The organism is Streptomyces noursei (assembly GCF_001646665.1).
In the GTDB taxonomy this organism is placed as follows: domain Bacteria; phylum Actinomycetota; class Actinomycetes; order Streptomycetales; family Streptomycetaceae; genus Streptomyces; species Streptomyces lavendulocolor.
On record NZ_LWBU01000377.1, the window covers coordinates 18,836 to 33,473 of the forward strand.

Here is a 14,638-nt window from a genome sequence, read left to right on the forward strand (position 1 = left end):
CCCCGTAGAGCGACACGGTACCCGTGTGCGCGGATGGACAAGTTGATCAAGTCGTTCGGCTCGCTCGTTTCGGGTGGTCTCGTCGCCCTTCTGACGTGGTTGGTGACCCCCCGCGCCCACAACCGTCAGGACCAGGAACGGGAGGCGCTGCGCGGGCACGCCGACGCACTGATAGTGGCGGTGTCGGACCTGCGGGCGGCGGGCGCCGCCAACCGGATGCTGTGGGAGACGCTAGTCGAGCGAGGCAGGACGGTTCTGCTGGCCGGGCTCGCCTGCGTGGGCGGAGCTGCTGGCGCAGGAGAGGATCGTGAGCAAGCAGGCGGCCGCCGCACTGCGTGAGCCCTTCACCCGGATCGCTGCCGCAGCCGCCCCGCTGCTGCGGTGTCCCGCCCCCGCCCCCGCCCTCGTCACCGCCATCGAGGAGCTGATGACCGCCGCCGGGAACATCGAGGACGCCGCGCGCCTGGCGGAGAAGCTCGCGGCGTTCGGCCGGGCCGCCCGGGCAGCCACCGCGCCGCCGGCGACCTGGCGGGAACGCCGCCGTGCCCGCCGGGCCTGCTGACCGCAGGAGGCGAAACGCCTGGCCCCCGGTAGCTCCAATGCGGGGGGCGAGATGCTTGGTACGAGGAGCCGGACTAAAGGTCGAATTCGAGGTGCTGCACGTCGGTGAAGCGGACCTCCTCCAGGGAGCCGGCGCGGCGGCCGCCGTCCTGGAAGTAGACCTCCTTGAGTGCTTCGGCCGCGATCTGCTGGAGCTGGGCGTCGCTGGCTCCGGCCTCCTGGGCGTCGAAGAGGCGGGCCGCGTACTGCGGGGGCAGGGCGACGGTCAGGTGCCGGATGCGGTCCTGGTCCGTCGACCCGATCGGCGCGGTGTAGCCGAGGCGGGCGCGGGTGTCGATGACGATACCGCCCGTGGTGGCCGCCTTCTGCCGGGCCTTGGCCCTGATCTGCGGCTGCCACCGGGCCTTGACCTCGCGCTCCAGGCGTGCGGCGAGGTCCGGGCGGGGCTTTTTGATCTGGTCCTTCACGTACCGCTCGACGGTGCGCTGGGAGATCCGCAGCATCTGAGCGACCGCCTTGGTGCCCTTGAGCTGCCTGACGAGATAGCGCATCTGCGCGGGCGCGCTCTTGGGCGCCGGGCGGGTGAACGCCTTCTGCACCGCAGCCTCCAGACCATCCCCGAACAGGGTCATCGTCGCCCCCTCCTACTCTCCGCTGTCGACGTCGGTGACGGTGCCGTCCTTGATGTACCTGGCGAGGTTCAGCTCCGGGGCGTTGAACCGCTCGCGGACCTCCTCGCCCCACAGGACGTCCTGGGTGCCCTCGTGCTTGACCAGGCCGGGGTTGATGCCGAGCTTGAAGCCGCCGGGCAGCGGCTTGCCGTCCCGGTAGGGCAGGAAGTCCAGCGGCGACGGCCCGTTCGCGGCGTAGACGACGCAGTCGGACAGGATCGCGATGGGGTACTGCCCAGTGAACGCGGCGTGCTTGACGATCTTGCGGTGGAGGTTGATACGGGTGCGGGAGATGACCGCCGCGCGGATGTCGGGCCGCCACGTCGGGCGGGACAGGGCGCGCCACGGCTGCCCGGGCCGCCAGTTCTCGCCGCGCGGCCGCTCGCGCAGTTTGCCCAGGCCCCCCTTGACCGTCGCCTTGATCGCCGAGACGACGATCGCCAGCTCCGGGTCCCGGGCCTTGTAGCCGTCCATAGCGGTGAGGAAGTCGGCCGGGGCGAGGTCGGCGTCGACGCCCAGGTCGGCCATCGTGGCGAGGTAGGCGTCCCGGAGCCGGTTGTACCAGCCGTCCAGGTAGCGGCCGTTGTCGTACCGGACCCACGCCTCGACCGGCGCGACGTCGTAGCCCAGCTCCACCGCGTAGGCGACGGTCGGCGTGGCGTACCAGGCCGGCCCCTCCGGGCGCTCGCCCATCGGTGTGAACGGGCTCGGCAGCAGGCTGCCGTCCAGCTCTACCCACTTGTCCTTGGCGACCTTCACGCGGGACAGGTCGACGTGGGAGAGGTCTACCAGCCATGAGCCGGGCAGCTTCGGGTCGAACGCGGGGGCCTTGACGCGCGTCGCCTCGCCGAGGCCCACGTTCAGGCCGTTCGCGCCCGCGGCGAAGGCCATGTTCACGTCGATGCCGACCAAGTGCCGCAGTGTGCACTCGGCATCGGTCATCGGCCGCGCCCAGTCGTACGCCTCCTCGAACAGCTTCTCCGCCGGGCCGCGCACGTGGAAACGGGGCAGGTCCTTGAGAACGGGATGGCCGTCGGGGACCTCGCACGGCGGAAAGTGCATCGGGTCGATGGCGTCCTTGCCCAGCGAGCCGGGGTTGTGCTCGGAGTGCCGCTTGCCGTCGGCGTCCGGCTCGGAGGCGCGCGTCGGCGGGTGCAGGGCGGTCATCAGCTCCAGGCCGGTCACGGCGGTGGAGCCGCGAGGCGTCATCACCCGGGACGCGTACACACCCAGCACCCGGGCGAGCTCCGCCGGCGCCAGCTGCGCGGACCCGCCCCAGTGCCGGGTGTCGAGCGCATTCCACGACGGGATGCACAGCTGCACGCAGGCCCGCTCCGAGCCGGTGGCGGGGCGGTAGATCCGCGCCCACGGGCCGAACCCGCGCTTGGTCAGCTTCCACTCCGCGCGGGCAAGCTGCTTGATGACCTTGTGGCCCTCCGGGATCCGCCCGGCGTGCTTCTCCTCCTCGGTGAGCGTGACGGGCAGGCCGTAGCGCTCCAGAGCGGCCCCGGTGAGCACGATCAGCGGGTCAGCGTCCTTGCCGGGGCCGGACAGCTTCGGCGCGCCGAGCTTGCCCTCGGTGAGGGTCCACTCCACCAGGGCCGGGAGGGACTTGGCGGGCACGTCCAGGACCAGGCCACCGGTGCAGTACGCCACCACCTTCCCGTCCACGACGTCGACGACCGCCAACGGCCCGTTCTCGAACCGCGGATCCGCGCCACCCGCAGGAGTCGCGGCCGGGGCCACCTTCCGCCCGACCGCACGGCGCGACGTCGACGACGGCCTGGCAGTGCGCGCCGGACGCGACGCAGCCGCCGGAGCAGCGGCGACCGGGGCGGAGGCGGTCTGGGGGCTCTCGTTCGCACTCATGGGCAGCGCAGCCTCGGAGGCCGAGCCTGTGGACAGCGTCTGCGATAGCGCGGCGGGGGTGGCCGGGCCGGTGAACGGCTCAGGCACCACCGTGTCCTCGCTCGCTTCTGCCGTGTCGGCCGGGGCGGCGGGGTAGAGCTCCGCGAGCTTATCCAGCAGCCGGGCGTAGGCGTCGCGCTCGGGCGGGCGGGGCTCGGTCTTGCCGGACTCCCAGCCCGATACCGTGGCCCGGCGCACCTTCAGCGCAGTCGCCACCTCGTCGATCGTCAGGCCGTGGGCTCTGCGCAGACGCCTGCGCTCCTCGGGCGGCGGCAGCACGGCGCGGGACGCAAGCAGAGCGTCAACCGCGTCGAACAAGTCGGACATGGAACACCTCCAGAGCCATACCCTAACCCATGAAACGTACGTTTCCCGTACTGACGGCGCACCTATCGCGTACGCACAATCTGACGGGAGCCGTCCTGTCGGCGGAAGGCCGGATCGCGGCCGCTAAGCGCTGGATGACCGAGGTGACCGGTCCGTGACGACCGTCTGCCCGCCGTCCCCCCGCAGCCTGGTTGCCTTCTGCGTGTGATCCCGAGCTGCGGGCGCCCTGCCTGCCCTGGACGAGGCGTCCGGCGAGCGCGCCCAGGACCAGCGCCCCTCGAACACGCGCCGCTGTTACGCCTCGGACTGGAGGACCTGGGAAGCCTTCTGCGCCCAGCTGCAGGTTTCGGTCACCGCCGCGACCCGCGGCACGCTGCGCGCCTTCGTCGACTACCTGTGGAACCGTCAGAAGCGCTCCTGCTCCCCCCTTGACCGCAAGCTCGCAAGCGTCGTCGTCGCCTTATGGCACCGGCGAGCTACTGAAGGATTGCCGCGAGAAGGCCCAGGAAGCAGAGGAGCCGGAGCGCCGCCGCGGAAAGGCACCCGCCATACGCCTGGAACGCCCTACATCTGATCGTCGCAAAGTGCGACACCGACATCTTCGGGCTCCGCGACCGCGCCATGCTGCTTCTCGGGTTCGCCATCGCCGCGCGCCGTACCGAGGATGCTGACGGCAAGGGCCTGCTCGTCAGCGTCCGCGTCTCCAAGACCGAACCGCGCACCGTCCCCGTTCCGTACGGCAGCAGCGCGGCGACCTGCCCAGTGAGGGCCTGGCACGCCTGGCGGGATGCTGCCGGCATTACCGACCCCGACCGGCACGCCTTCCGCCGCATCCACCACACAGGCGCCGTCCAGCCGCACGGCCTCACCCCCCAGCGCGCCGGCGACATCATCACCGCGGCCGGGCTGCGCGCCGGATTCGAGGAACCTTTCACCGGCCACTCGGTACGCTCAGGAACGGCCACGGGAAGCAAGCTGGCGAGGCAAGGACAGAAAAGCCATCGCGGCCATCACCGGGCACGCCGACGGCTCGAAGGTCCTCGACGGCTACATGCAGATCGTCGACCAGTGGGACGAGAAGGACAACGCGTTGATCGGGATTGGGCTGTGACAACGCAGCGCCGGGCCCGGCGGGGCTACCTCGACGAGATGGACGACCAGGACGATGAGTTCATCGTCTAGCCCTGGCCGCGGGGCTGGTCTTGTACGGCGGCGTCGGGGTCGTCGGCGGCCGTCGGCAGCGCCGAGTGCCCCTCCGACCAGGCGTTGACCCATCCGCACACACCGCACGCGTACCGGCCGTTGAGGCCGGACACCGCAGCGCCGCACGCGCGGCAGTCGGTGTGCGTGATCTCCAGCTCGTTCCCGTTCCCGCCCGGCTTCGGCCCCTCCCCGGGGGCGTCGAGGGGTTCCGGGGCCCAGGAGGCCGGCTCGCGCCGGCGGGATGACGTCATTCCTCGCAGGATAGTGGCGGCGGGGCGGTAGCGGCACCGCTGACGGGCCCGCACTGGGCACACGACCACGAACCGTCCGGGCCCTGCTGGGCCGTCCCGCCGCATCTCGGGCACTGCACAGCATCCCCCTCTTCTTGCCGTCCGGGCATGCGCGTGCGCGTCCACGGTCAGCATGCCCGTCCCCGTCCCATGGGGGCATGCATCTTCCAGCCAGGGAGGCGGGTGAGGCGCGGCCCCGGTGGTCGAGGGCGGCTCTGGACCCGTCGCGTGCACCCACCGGTCAACGAGCCGACCGGCTGAAGGTGTCGCCCAGCCGCCATTGAGACGCCGACGTGCTGCTCGTCGATGTCCATCCTCCAACCGACGGCTGGCCGAGGCGGCCGGTTCAGCGCCGGCTACCCGCGCCGCCCGGAGGAGCGATCCAGCACCCTGCCGCGGCCGCGCGCCACCTCCTTGCACCGGCCCAGCTCCGCTGGGGGCGGCGCGTGCTCCGACGTACGGGGTTCCGGGTGCCTTGGGACCTGCACGGTTTTAGGCTGGTCGTCCACCCCAGGGGGGGAGCCTGGGAGGTGCTGGAATGCCGCGTCCCGTCTGGTCCGGTGCGATTTCGTTCGGTCTGGTGACCATTCCGATCAAGGTGTTGCCTGCGACCGAGTCGCACAACATCAGCTTCCACCAGGTGCATGAGAAGGACGGCGGCCGGATCCGCTACCAGAAGGTGTGCACCCTGGACGACAACGTGCTGAGCCAGGACGAGATCGGCCGCGGCTACGAGGTCGCGAAGGACAAGGTCATCCCGATCACGGACGCCGAGCTGGACGCGATGCCGCTGCCGACCGCGAAGGCGATCGAGATCGTCGCGTTCGTCCCCGCCTCCTCGATCGACCCGATCCGCATCGGTGACTCCTACTACTTGGCCGCGGACGGGCAGGTGGCGGCAAAGCCCTACAAGCTGCTGCGTGAAGCCCTGGGCCGCTCCGCCCGGGTGGCGATCGCGAAGTTCGCGTGGCACAACCGCGAGCGGCTGGGTCTGCTTCAGGTACTGGAAGGAGACGTGATCGCCCTGCACGCGATGCGCTGGCCGGACGAGATCCGGGACGCGGCCGCGGTCGCCCCGCCGGCCACCGACATCGACGACTCGGAGGTCGACGGAGCGGTCGCGCTCATCGACGCCATGACGACCGAGGACCTGACGCAGTTCCGCGACGAGTACCGCACCGCGCTGGAAGAGCTGATCAGCGCCAAGACCGAGCACCGCGAGCCGCAGCCGGTCGGCGCCGCCCCTGAGGCGGCCGGCGGGGAGGTCGTCGACCTGATGGCCGCGCTCAACGCCTCCGTGGAGCAGGCCCGGGCCACCCGCGGAGAGAGCGGTGAGCACGCCACCGTCCACGAGATGCCCCGGCCGATGAAGACGGCCGCGAAGCAGACCGCGGCCAAGAAGACCACCGAGAAGAAGACCCCCGCCCGCACGACCCGCAAGGCCGGCTGACCACAACAAAACCGTGTCCTCCGCCGAAGAAGACGCCGTCTTACAGGAGTCATTGCGTCGCCCCCGCATGTGACGCACGAATCGGGCCGTACTCGCCCTACACCCGAAAGGGTGAATGTGTGTCGCAGTTGCAGACCATCCGGTCGTGGTTCCAACACCCTCGCTAGTACGCCACCCAAGCGCGGTTCTCGGCCAACCCGAGCCGCCAGGCGTAACTCACCGCTGGCCCTCGCCCGCCCCGTCCCGCACGGGGCCGGGCGAGGACCGGACAGGCCGCCCGGCCGCACGCACCACCCGCTGCGCCCCGCCGACACCCGCACCACGTCGGCGGGCGCAGCGCTGCCCGCCCGAGGAGCGTTCACGAGTACGCCTGACCAGGCACTCCGAGGGCGTACGAAGATCGCTTCCAAACCGACGGAGATCGTTTCCGGCTCCGCCCACGACAGGGCCGGGCACCGCCCGCTGTCACAGGCAGGGGCAAGGATGGGCGGCATGACGAAGACCGCAGCAGGTGTACGGCGGGATGTTCGACCCCCCGCACGGCCTCTACCTCCTCGCGTACGACGCCGACGGCTTCCCGGTGGGCACCGGCGGCTGGCGCACGCAGAACGAGAACGACCACGGCTACGCGGACGGCGACGCCGAACTGAAGCGCATGTACGTCATCGCCGATGCCCGCGGCCTGGGCCTGCCCCGCCGCATCCTCGCCACCCTCGAAGCCGACGCCCGCGCCGCCGGCCGCACCCGCATGGTGCTCGAAACGGGAATGGCCCAGCCGGAGGCCATAGCCCTCTACACCTCCAGCGGCTACGAACCCTGCACCAAGTTCGGCCACTACCGCGACTACCCCAACAGCCGTTGCTTCGCTAAGCCGCTGATCTGACGGCGCCCGACCGCCCTCAGCCCCCGACCGCGGACAGCGACCGTTCGGCCGCGGGGCGCGCCGCAAGGGCGCGGGAGATCGAGACCAAGAGGTCACGGTCCTCCCGCTCCGCCGCGCACACGGCGACCACGGCGGGGGCGCACCGTTCCGTCGGTGGTTCCGGCTCGCGGGCGCGGGCGTCGGCTGCCGCGACGTACATGGCCGCGAGTCCGGCCGCCACGGCTTCGCGTTCCGGCGCCCCGGCCCCCTTCGCCCGCCGGTACGACCGCTCACGCACCTCGTCCGCGCAGTAGGCGCACAGGTCGAGCATCCAGTCGTGGATGGCAGTCATCCGGTAGAGCAGCACCTGCTCGGGTCCGGCGTACCAGGGCGGGGAGGGGAACTCCCTGCTCCTGTCGGCGGGCCGGGAACGGCGGGCCAGACGCCACAGGGGCCACAGCGCGTGGAGGTCGAGCAGGGGGCGCACCACGCGGTCGACGAGGCCGGGGCCGTAGACCGGCACCAGGAGCCCGAAGCCGATCACCATCCCGCACACCGCCATGAAGGGTGACAGGCTCTCGTTCAGCGCGTCCCAGTCCCGGCCCGCCCAACGGGCGGCGATGGCGGTCAATTTGACCGAGCTGAAGACGATGTTGCCCACGGAGCCGAGCACGAGGACCAGCAGCCCGACCCACAGGAACCGGTCGACCGCCGTCCTGGTCCCGTCCGCCGCCCTTCTGCCGATGTCGAGCATCCAGTTCCCGCACACGAGGGCCATGGCCACGCCGGCGATGACGTACGCGAGCAGGTAGAGCACGAGCATTCCGCTGATGTACGGGGTGGTGGCGTAGTACGTGTCGAAGTTCCGCGGCTGCTCCACCGGGACGTCCCCCAGGGCGAAGAGCACCGTCAGGGCCACGATCACGGCGCAGCAGCCGGTCCACCACGCCCGTGCGCGTCGACGCGCACGGGCACAGTCCTCCGGCTTCCCCTTCCAGTAGTTCAGCAGCACCAGGCTCGCGCACGCGTAGGCGGTCATGAGGCAGTGGACGAGGAGGGCCGACAGGTTGCTGACGCCGGTGAACCGGTTGACGACGGTCACGGTGGGCGGGGCGGACAGGATGAAGCCCAGGCAGGGCAGGAACAGCAGGCTGTTCACCGTCCGGACCGTGGGGCTGCGCCGGCCGCGCACGAGGCCGGGCAGCCTCGCCAGCACGGCGGCGCCCAGCACGGCCGCGGGAACGTAGTAGTCGATTCCGTCCGGCGCCATCAGCCGGCCAGGGAGGCCCAGATGCGCCCTGCCACGTCGCCCGGGGGCGTTCCGTCGTGCGCGCCGAGCAGGAAGGGGCGGAACCTCGCCGCCAGCAGACGGCCGAACTTCTCCGCGCGCCGTTCCTCGGCAACGCTGTGGTCGGTGCGCGCCGCCACGTGGGCCAGGGCTTCCTCCAGGTCCCAACGGTCCCCGAGCATCCGCGCGGCCGCCGCTCCGCCGGCGGGGCTGCCGGGCTGCCCGCACCGGCCCTCCTTGCGGTGCCACAACTCGTGCCCGAGTATCACCATCTGATGGAACGGCAGGGTGTTCTTCTCCACCGCGATCACTTCGTGGTCGCCCAGGTCGAGCCAGAGCCCACTGACCGTGTCGGGCGGGAACGGCTCCAGCATCAGCCGGACTTCACACCCGCCGCTCTTGCTCACGTAGTCGCAGATCGCCTTCAGCAACGCGTGCGGTTCCTGCCCGACCGGGCGCGCCGTTCCGGCGAACAGTTCGTCCCGATGGCGCTTCATCGCACGGGATACGGCCAGCGCGTCCCACATGTCTCCCCCACCCGGACGCATCCCCCGCCGGTACACAGTCCCTTGAGTCCTTGAACGCGTGTGCGGCACTTGGTCAGTCGCCACCGCTGCCCGCCCAAGAGAGGCCGGCCCTGGAGACCGACGCTCACCCGTCCGCGACAGTATCCACTCGCGTCCGCGCAGGCAACTGCGGCCGCTGCCCATCGTACCTGGCCAGAGGGTGTTTTCCCGGTGCGGGAAGCCGGTCGGGCGCCCGGCTAGCGGGCGTCGTCCGCGCGTCCCTCCCGCGCGCGCTCCTCGCGCGAGCGGCGGGCGATGGACTCGATGAGGGCGATGATGGGCTGCGCGGTGTCGTCCGGCACGTCGGCGAGCGCACGCGCGGCGTAGCCGACGACGCCGAGATCGGCACCAGGGGATCCGGAGGGGCCGGAGTCCCTGAGTCGCTGGATGTCCTCGTCCTGGCGGGCGACGGTGCGCTCCAGCAGGTCCTTGTGGATCAGCTGGAGCACCCGGTCGAGCGCCTCGGCGGGGGGAGCGACCAGGAACTCGATGCTCTCGCCGAAGAAGCGCGCGATGCCGGCCGCGTGATCGAGGTTGGGCGCCTTACCCGTCTTGATCATCTTGTCGAGCCACTGGGCGCTCGTCCCCGCGCCCGCCGCGATCTCCGCCAGCGAGTACGTGCGCCGCTGCCCGTCGGGCGAGCTCCGGAGCCGGGTGCGGCGCAGGAAGACGATCCGGGCCACCACGCGGCTGTGGCGCTCCTCGACCGGGTCCGCGCCGCCGCCGCTCTGCGGCGGCTCGCCGCGGAGCAGTCTGCGGACGTCTTCCTCGGCGAGCCCCGAGGCGTAGGCGAGCCCGCCCTCGCCCTCGACGCGGAGCACGTCCTCGGGGTCGAGCCCGGCACGTTGGAGCAGCGAGGTGATGCGGCGAGCCGTCCCGGCGGGGTCCGCGGTGGACCTCTCGCTCATTCCTGCTTCCCGACTCACTGGCCGACTCCTCGCCGATGGCGTACTTGAACGTCAAACATTAACGACTTCAGCTGGGCGTCATCAACCACGGATGACGGAAATCGGGGCTCTCCGCGGCCGGGCTCAACGCGGCGAGCCCCGCCCCTCATCGGGACGGAACCCTGATGCGGGGCGGGGCTCGCCGGTGCGAGGTGCTACCGGACCGTGACGGCGGTGAGGTCGACAGGGCCGGTGAGGGTGCCCGGGACCTCGTGCCACGAAGCCCATCCGCCCGTCGTGGTGTCGAGGGTGATGTTCCGGACCTTGGCTTCGCTTCCGGTGGCGTAGACGTGGACGTTGCCGGCGGCGGAGGCGCTGGTGATACGGGTCAGACCGCTGCCGCCGATCCTGCTCCAGGACGGCTTCCACATCCCGGCGAGGTAGTCGGCGCTCTGGTTGTACAAGGCTCCGTCGGAGCCGACGGCCTGGACCTGGACGGTCTCCCCGACGCGGGCGGCCGCGATGTCCTTGGCGCCGGTGAGGGAGCCGGGGATCTCGCCCCAGACGGTCCAGGTGCCGTTGCGGGTGTCGAAGTCGCGCCCGTAGGCCTTGCCGCCCGCGATCCCGTAGAGGCGGACGAACCGGCCCGCCTTCACACTGGTGAGCCGGGTCAGGCCGGTGACACCGCTCACCGGGGTCCAGGTGTCGTTCCAGCGCCCGGTGTTGTAGTTGCCGACCTGGGTGTGGAGGTCGCCACCGGAGCCGATGATCTGTACGTACAGGACGTTGTCGATCATGCTGGCGGACACGTCCTTGACGCCGCCCGCGCCGCCGGGGATCTCGTACCAGTCGGCCCAGGTGCCGGTCCGCGGGTCGTACTCACGGTCGTAGACCTTGCCGCCCGCGACACCGACGTAGCGGACGATGGCGCCGTGGGCGACGCCGGTGAGCGAGGTGATCGGCGCGCCGCCGATGTCGTTCCACCGGGCGCCGAAGGCTCCGGTGGCCAGGTTGCCGCTCTGGGCGAACATCGTGCTGCTCGCGGCCGCGCCCAGCGTCACCGCCGAAGGCGCGACGGAGACGGCTGCGCTCACGTCCGCGGCGCCGGAGAGGCTGCCCTGGAGCTCCTCGAACGCGCTCCACTCGTCGGTCGCCGTGTTCAGCGCCGCGTTGGTGATCCTTCCGTCGGCGCCGACGGCGTAGAGCTCGACGGAGTCCCCGGACGGGACGCTGGTGATGCGGGTGAGGCCGGAGCCGCCGGCCTTGCGCCACGTCTCGTTCCAGCGGCCGGCGTCGTAGTCGCCGAACTGGGTCCAGATGGCGCCGTCGGAGCCGATGATCTGCACGTGGACGTTGTTGCCGATGGTGCTGGAAGCGATGTCCACGGCTCCGCCGGCGCCGCCCGGGACGGCGCCCCACGCGGTCCACTTGCCGGTCCGGGTGTCGAAGTCGCGGCCGTAGACCTCGCCGCCCCCGATGCCCTGGACCCGGACCGTCGCGCCGGAGACGGCGCTGGTGATGTGGGAGAGCCCGGTGGCCCCGACGGCGGCCCAGGTGTCGTTCCAGCGTCCGGTCCGGTAGTCGGCGGCCTGGGCGTACAGATTGCCCTCCGAGCCGACGATCAGTACGTGGACGGTGTCGCCGACGAGCGCGGCGGTGACGTCCTTGGCGCCCGCGGCGCCGCCCGGGACCTCGCCCCACCCCGACCACCTGCCGGTACCGGTCTCGAAGTCCTGGCCGTAGACCCGGCCGCCGGCGATGGCGTACGCGCGGATCACGTCGCCGTGGCGGACCGTGCTCACCCGGGAGACGTCAAGGCCGTCCACCTTCCCCCAGGACGACCCGAACTCGCCGTAGCCGAGGTCCCCGGACTGGGACCACATCGTCCCGCCGCCCCCGGCGAGCAGGGCGACCTGACCGCCGTTGCGCGGGGCGACGACCTGGTCGATCCACTGGCCGACGTTGTCGGTGCGGGCGGAGACGGCTCCCGTACGGGTCTCCGTCTCGCCCAGGCAGCCGCCCTGCCAGGAGCGGGAGCTGATGGCGACGAGTTCGCCGGCGGTGTCGAGCAGGGGGCCGCCGGTGTCGCCCTTGCACAGGACGTCGGTGCCCTTGCCGGTGACGGCCAGGGTGGTGGAGGTGCTGGAATCGGTGGTGAAGGTGCCGGTGTGGAGCTTCTCCGGGGCCCACTCGGTCTTCGTCCGCCCGAACCCCGCGGCTGTCAACTCGGCCCCGATCGCCGGAGCGCCGGTGGCACGCTTGACAGGGGCGATGTCGGTGACGGGGGAGGCCAGACGGGCCAGGACCAGATCGCGGTCGGCGGCGCTCGCGGAGACCTCCACGATCCGGCGGGTCTGGCCCCCGGCGAAAGTGGCCGTGGTCCGCGCGGCGGGCTTCCCGGCCTTGACGGTCTCACCGGGCGCGGCGGCCAGGCAGGACGCGGCGGTCAGGACCCAGCGGGCGCTCACCAGCGTGGCGGTGCAGGCACGGCTGTCGGCCTCGTCGCCGACGGTCAGCCTCGCGGCGTAGGCATACGTGCCGGCACCGGCTCCGGGGCCCGCGAGGGCCCGGGCGGAGCCGGCCGAGACCAGGCTCGCGGCGACCGCCGTGGCGGTGACGAGCAGGCAGGTCATGCGCACCGAACGGGGACGGGACTCAGACATGGGATTTCCTTCGTGAAGGGCGCTCCGCGGCGGCGCGCCGGTGTCCGCCGGGCCCGAGGGCCGCGCGGACACCCGGCAACGCGCGTGACGGGGGATCACCCGGAGGTGAGGCGTGGCGGGCGGTCAAGCCGCCCGCCCTGCCGTCACGGGGTCCAGGTGGCGGTGACGGCGAGGCTGCCCGGGGCGGCCGGCAGGCCCTGGAGGGGGACCGTGACGGGGGTGTCCCAGGTGCGGTTGGCGTGCCGGATGGTGTGCAGCGCCTTGTCATCGGCCGTGGTGACGGCCAGCTGGAACTCGCCGTTGACGGAGGCCGCGGCCACGGACTCGGCGGTGACGGTGCCGAGGATGGGCTTCAGGTCACCGAGGGGCGACCAGGAGCCGTCGGCGTAGCGGATGGCGTGGTACTGGTGGGCGCCGTTGTCGGTGGCGAGGACGATCTGGGCGTCGTTTCCGGTGCCGGCCAGGGTGATCCCGCTGATGGGGCCGGTGGAGCCGAGCGCGCCGGCGACGTCACCCCATCCGGTCCAGTGGCCGGTGGTGTTGCGGACGGTGTGGTAGGCCTTGCCGCCGCTGACGGCGGCGACCTGGAGCTGGCCTCCCGTGCTGGTCACGGCCGCGGTCGTGACGTTGCCGATCGGTCCGACGACACCCGCGACGTCACCGAAGGGGGTCCAGTGGCCGGCGGCGTTGCGGACGGTGTGGAAGACCTTGCCACCGGCGACGGCGACGACGTGGAGGTCGTAGCCGATGTTGACGGCGGTCACCTGGGTGAGGTCGGCCAGGGCGCCGGTCTCCCCGAAGACGTGGCCGAACGAGCCCCACGTACCGTCCTCCTTGCGGATGGTGTGGAACAGGTCGCCGCTGCCGCTGATGGCCAGGACGTGGGTGTCGCCGTTCATGCCGACGACGGCGGAGGAGCGGATGCCGCCGAGGTTCCCGGCCTTGGTCTGGATGTCGGTGAACCCGGTCCAGGAACCGTCGGGCAGCCGGATGCCCTGGTAGACGCTGTTACCGGACTGCACGGCGGTGGCCGTCTTCCAGCCGGAGGTCCGCGAACGGTGCTCGTCGATCCACTCGCCCAGGTCGTCCGTGCGGGCGGAGACGGCGCCCGTACGGGTCTCCGTGGCGGGGACTTCGAGGCAGCCGCCCTGCCAGGAGCGGGAGTTGACGCCGACGAGTTCGCCGGCGGCGTTGAGGAGCGGGCCGCCGGTGTCGCCCTTGCACAGGACGTCGGTGCCCTTGCCGGTGACGGCCAGGGTGGTGGAGGTGCTGGAATCGGTGGTGAAGGCGCCGGTGTGGAGCTTCTCCGGGGCCCACTCCGTCTTCGTCCGCCCGAACCCCGCCGCCGTCAGCTCGGCCCCGGCCGCGGGGGCGGCGGTGGCGCGCTTGACGCCCGCGATGCCGGTCGCGGGGGTAGTCAGGCGGGCCAGGACCACATCGCGGTCGGTGCGCGGGGCGAGCTCGCTGACCTCGACGGTCCTCGCGTCGCCGAGGGTGACGACCGTCTTGAGGGCCGGCTTCCCGGCCGGGACCTCGGCGCCCGGCGTGGCGCCGAAGCAGCTCGCGGCGGTCAGGACCCAAGAGGCGTCGACGAGCGTGCCCGTGCAGCCACGGCTGTTCGTCTCGTCGCCGATGTTCAGCTTCACGGTGTACGCGTGCTGGTCGGCCGGGGCCTCGGGGCCGTGGAGGGCCACGGCGGGTCCGGCCGACACCAGCCCCGCGGCGAGCGCGGTGGCCGTGGCGAGCAGGCAGGTCATCTGCGCGGTGCGCGGACGGAGGGCATGCATGAGGAACTTCCTTGCGAATCGGGGGTCGGTGCGCAGGCGCGTCGGAGGGCGACGGCGGCGCGTGTGGCCCGAGGGCGGCCGGAATCCGGCGCGGGCCTCGAAGGTGCTCGATCGAGGCCGTCCCGCGCGATGTCGACGGCCGGCCCGTGGAACGGGGGTTACTTGGCTGCGACGA

Annotated in this window: 13 protein-coding genes and 1 pseudogene; 6 read left to right on the top strand and 8 right to left on the bottom strand. The window is 71.9% G+C overall.

What is annotated here, in order from left to right; genetic code table 11:
* Positions 1-33: 33 nt before the first annotated feature.
* Together A4V12_RS29765 and A4V12_RS29770 are read left to right on the top strand one after the other, a co-directional pair.
* Entirely contained in the window at positions 34-339 is a 306-nt protein-coding gene (locus tag A4V12_RS29765) for a hypothetical protein (protein ID WP_064072569.1), read from the top strand.
* Positions 308-562, top strand: a complete 255-nt coding sequence (locus tag A4V12_RS29770) for a hypothetical protein (RefSeq protein WP_064072570.1) — start codon at positions 308-310, stop codon at positions 560-562. The genes A4V12_RS29765 and A4V12_RS29770 overlap by 32 nt, the downstream gene beginning before the upstream one ends.
* A 73-nt stretch (positions 563-635) precedes the next feature.
* Here the strand turns inward: A4V12_RS29770 and tpg are convergent, their stop codons facing one another.
* Together tpg and tap are read right to left on the bottom strand one after the other, a co-directional pair.
* Positions 636-1,193: a telomere-protecting terminal protein Tpg gene (gene tpg, locus A4V12_RS29775; RefSeq protein ID WP_064072571.1), complete on the bottom strand. Its 558-nt coding sequence runs from the start codon at positions 1,191-1,193 to the stop codon at positions 636-638.
* A gap of 12 nt (positions 1,194-1,205) precedes the next feature.
* Positions 1,206-3,467, bottom strand: coding sequence for a telomere-associated protein Tap (gene tap, locus A4V12_RS29780; RefSeq protein ID WP_064072572.1), 2,262 nt, complete (start codon positions 3,465-3,467; stop codon positions 1,206-1,208).
* Positions 3,468-3,496: 29 nt separating this feature from the next.
* On the opposite strand from tap, the gene A4V12_RS39595 reads away from it, so the two are divergent.
* Positions 3,497-3,625 (top strand): hypothetical protein, encoded by a 129-nt coding sequence (locus A4V12_RS39595; RefSeq protein WP_267893242.1) that lies wholly within the window; start codon positions 3,497-3,499, stop codon positions 3,623-3,625.
* 463 nt (positions 3,626-4,088) lie between these two features.
* Positions 4,089-4,649 (top strand): hypothetical protein, encoded by a 561-nt coding sequence (locus A4V12_RS37755; RefSeq protein ID WP_159028955.1) that lies wholly within the window; start codon positions 4,089-4,091, stop codon positions 4,647-4,649.
* Here the strand turns inward: A4V12_RS37755 and A4V12_RS29790 are convergent.
* Positions 4,646-4,921, bottom strand: a complete 276-nt coding sequence (locus A4V12_RS29790) for a hypothetical protein (RefSeq protein ID WP_064072574.1) — start codon at positions 4,919-4,921, stop codon at positions 4,646-4,648. The genes A4V12_RS37755 and A4V12_RS29790 overlap by 4 nt on opposite strands.
* A 577-nt stretch (positions 4,922-5,498) precedes the next feature.
* Here A4V12_RS29790 and A4V12_RS29795 point away from each other — a divergent pair.
* On the top strand, positions 5,499-6,410 hold the full coding sequence (locus A4V12_RS29795) for a Ku protein (RefSeq protein ID WP_064072575.1): 912 nt from the start codon (positions 5,499-5,501) through the stop codon (positions 6,408-6,410).
* Positions 6,411-6,933: 523 nt separating this feature from the next.
* Positions 6,934-7,293: pseudogene (locus tag A4V12_RS29800) on the top strand (GNAT family N-acetyltransferase); the annotation flags it as partial.
* A 16-nt stretch (positions 7,294-7,309) separates the two neighbouring features.
* Here A4V12_RS29800 and A4V12_RS29805 read toward each other — a convergent pair.
* The 5 genes from A4V12_RS29805 to A4V12_RS29825 form a co-directional block, all read right to left on the bottom strand.
* Positions 7,310-8,542 (bottom strand): DUF6545 domain-containing protein, encoded by a 1,233-nt coding sequence (locus A4V12_RS29805; protein WP_064072576.1) that lies wholly within the window; start codon positions 8,540-8,542, stop codon positions 7,310-7,312.
* Positions 8,542-9,057, bottom strand: a complete 516-nt coding sequence (locus A4V12_RS29810; RefSeq protein ID WP_064072583.1) for a hypothetical protein — start codon at positions 9,055-9,057, stop codon at positions 8,542-8,544. The genes A4V12_RS29805 and A4V12_RS29810 overlap by 1 nt, the downstream gene beginning before the upstream one ends.
* Positions 9,058-9,323: 266 nt before the next feature.
* Complete coding sequence (locus A4V12_RS29815) at positions 9,324-10,034, bottom strand: hypothetical protein (protein ID WP_064072577.1); 711 nt, start codon at positions 10,032-10,034, stop codon at positions 9,324-9,326.
* Between the two features lie 194 nt (positions 10,035-10,228).
* Positions 10,229-12,676, bottom strand: coding sequence for a trypsin-like serine protease (locus A4V12_RS39600; RefSeq protein WP_079137458.1), 2,448 nt, complete (start codon positions 12,674-12,676; stop codon positions 10,229-10,231).
* Between the two features lie 143 nt (positions 12,677-12,819).
* Positions 12,820-14,463: a S1 family peptidase gene (locus A4V12_RS29825; RefSeq protein ID WP_064072579.1), complete on the bottom strand. Its 1,644-nt coding sequence runs from the start codon at positions 14,461-14,463 to the stop codon at positions 12,820-12,822.
* Positions 14,464-14,638: the final 175 nt, after the last annotated feature.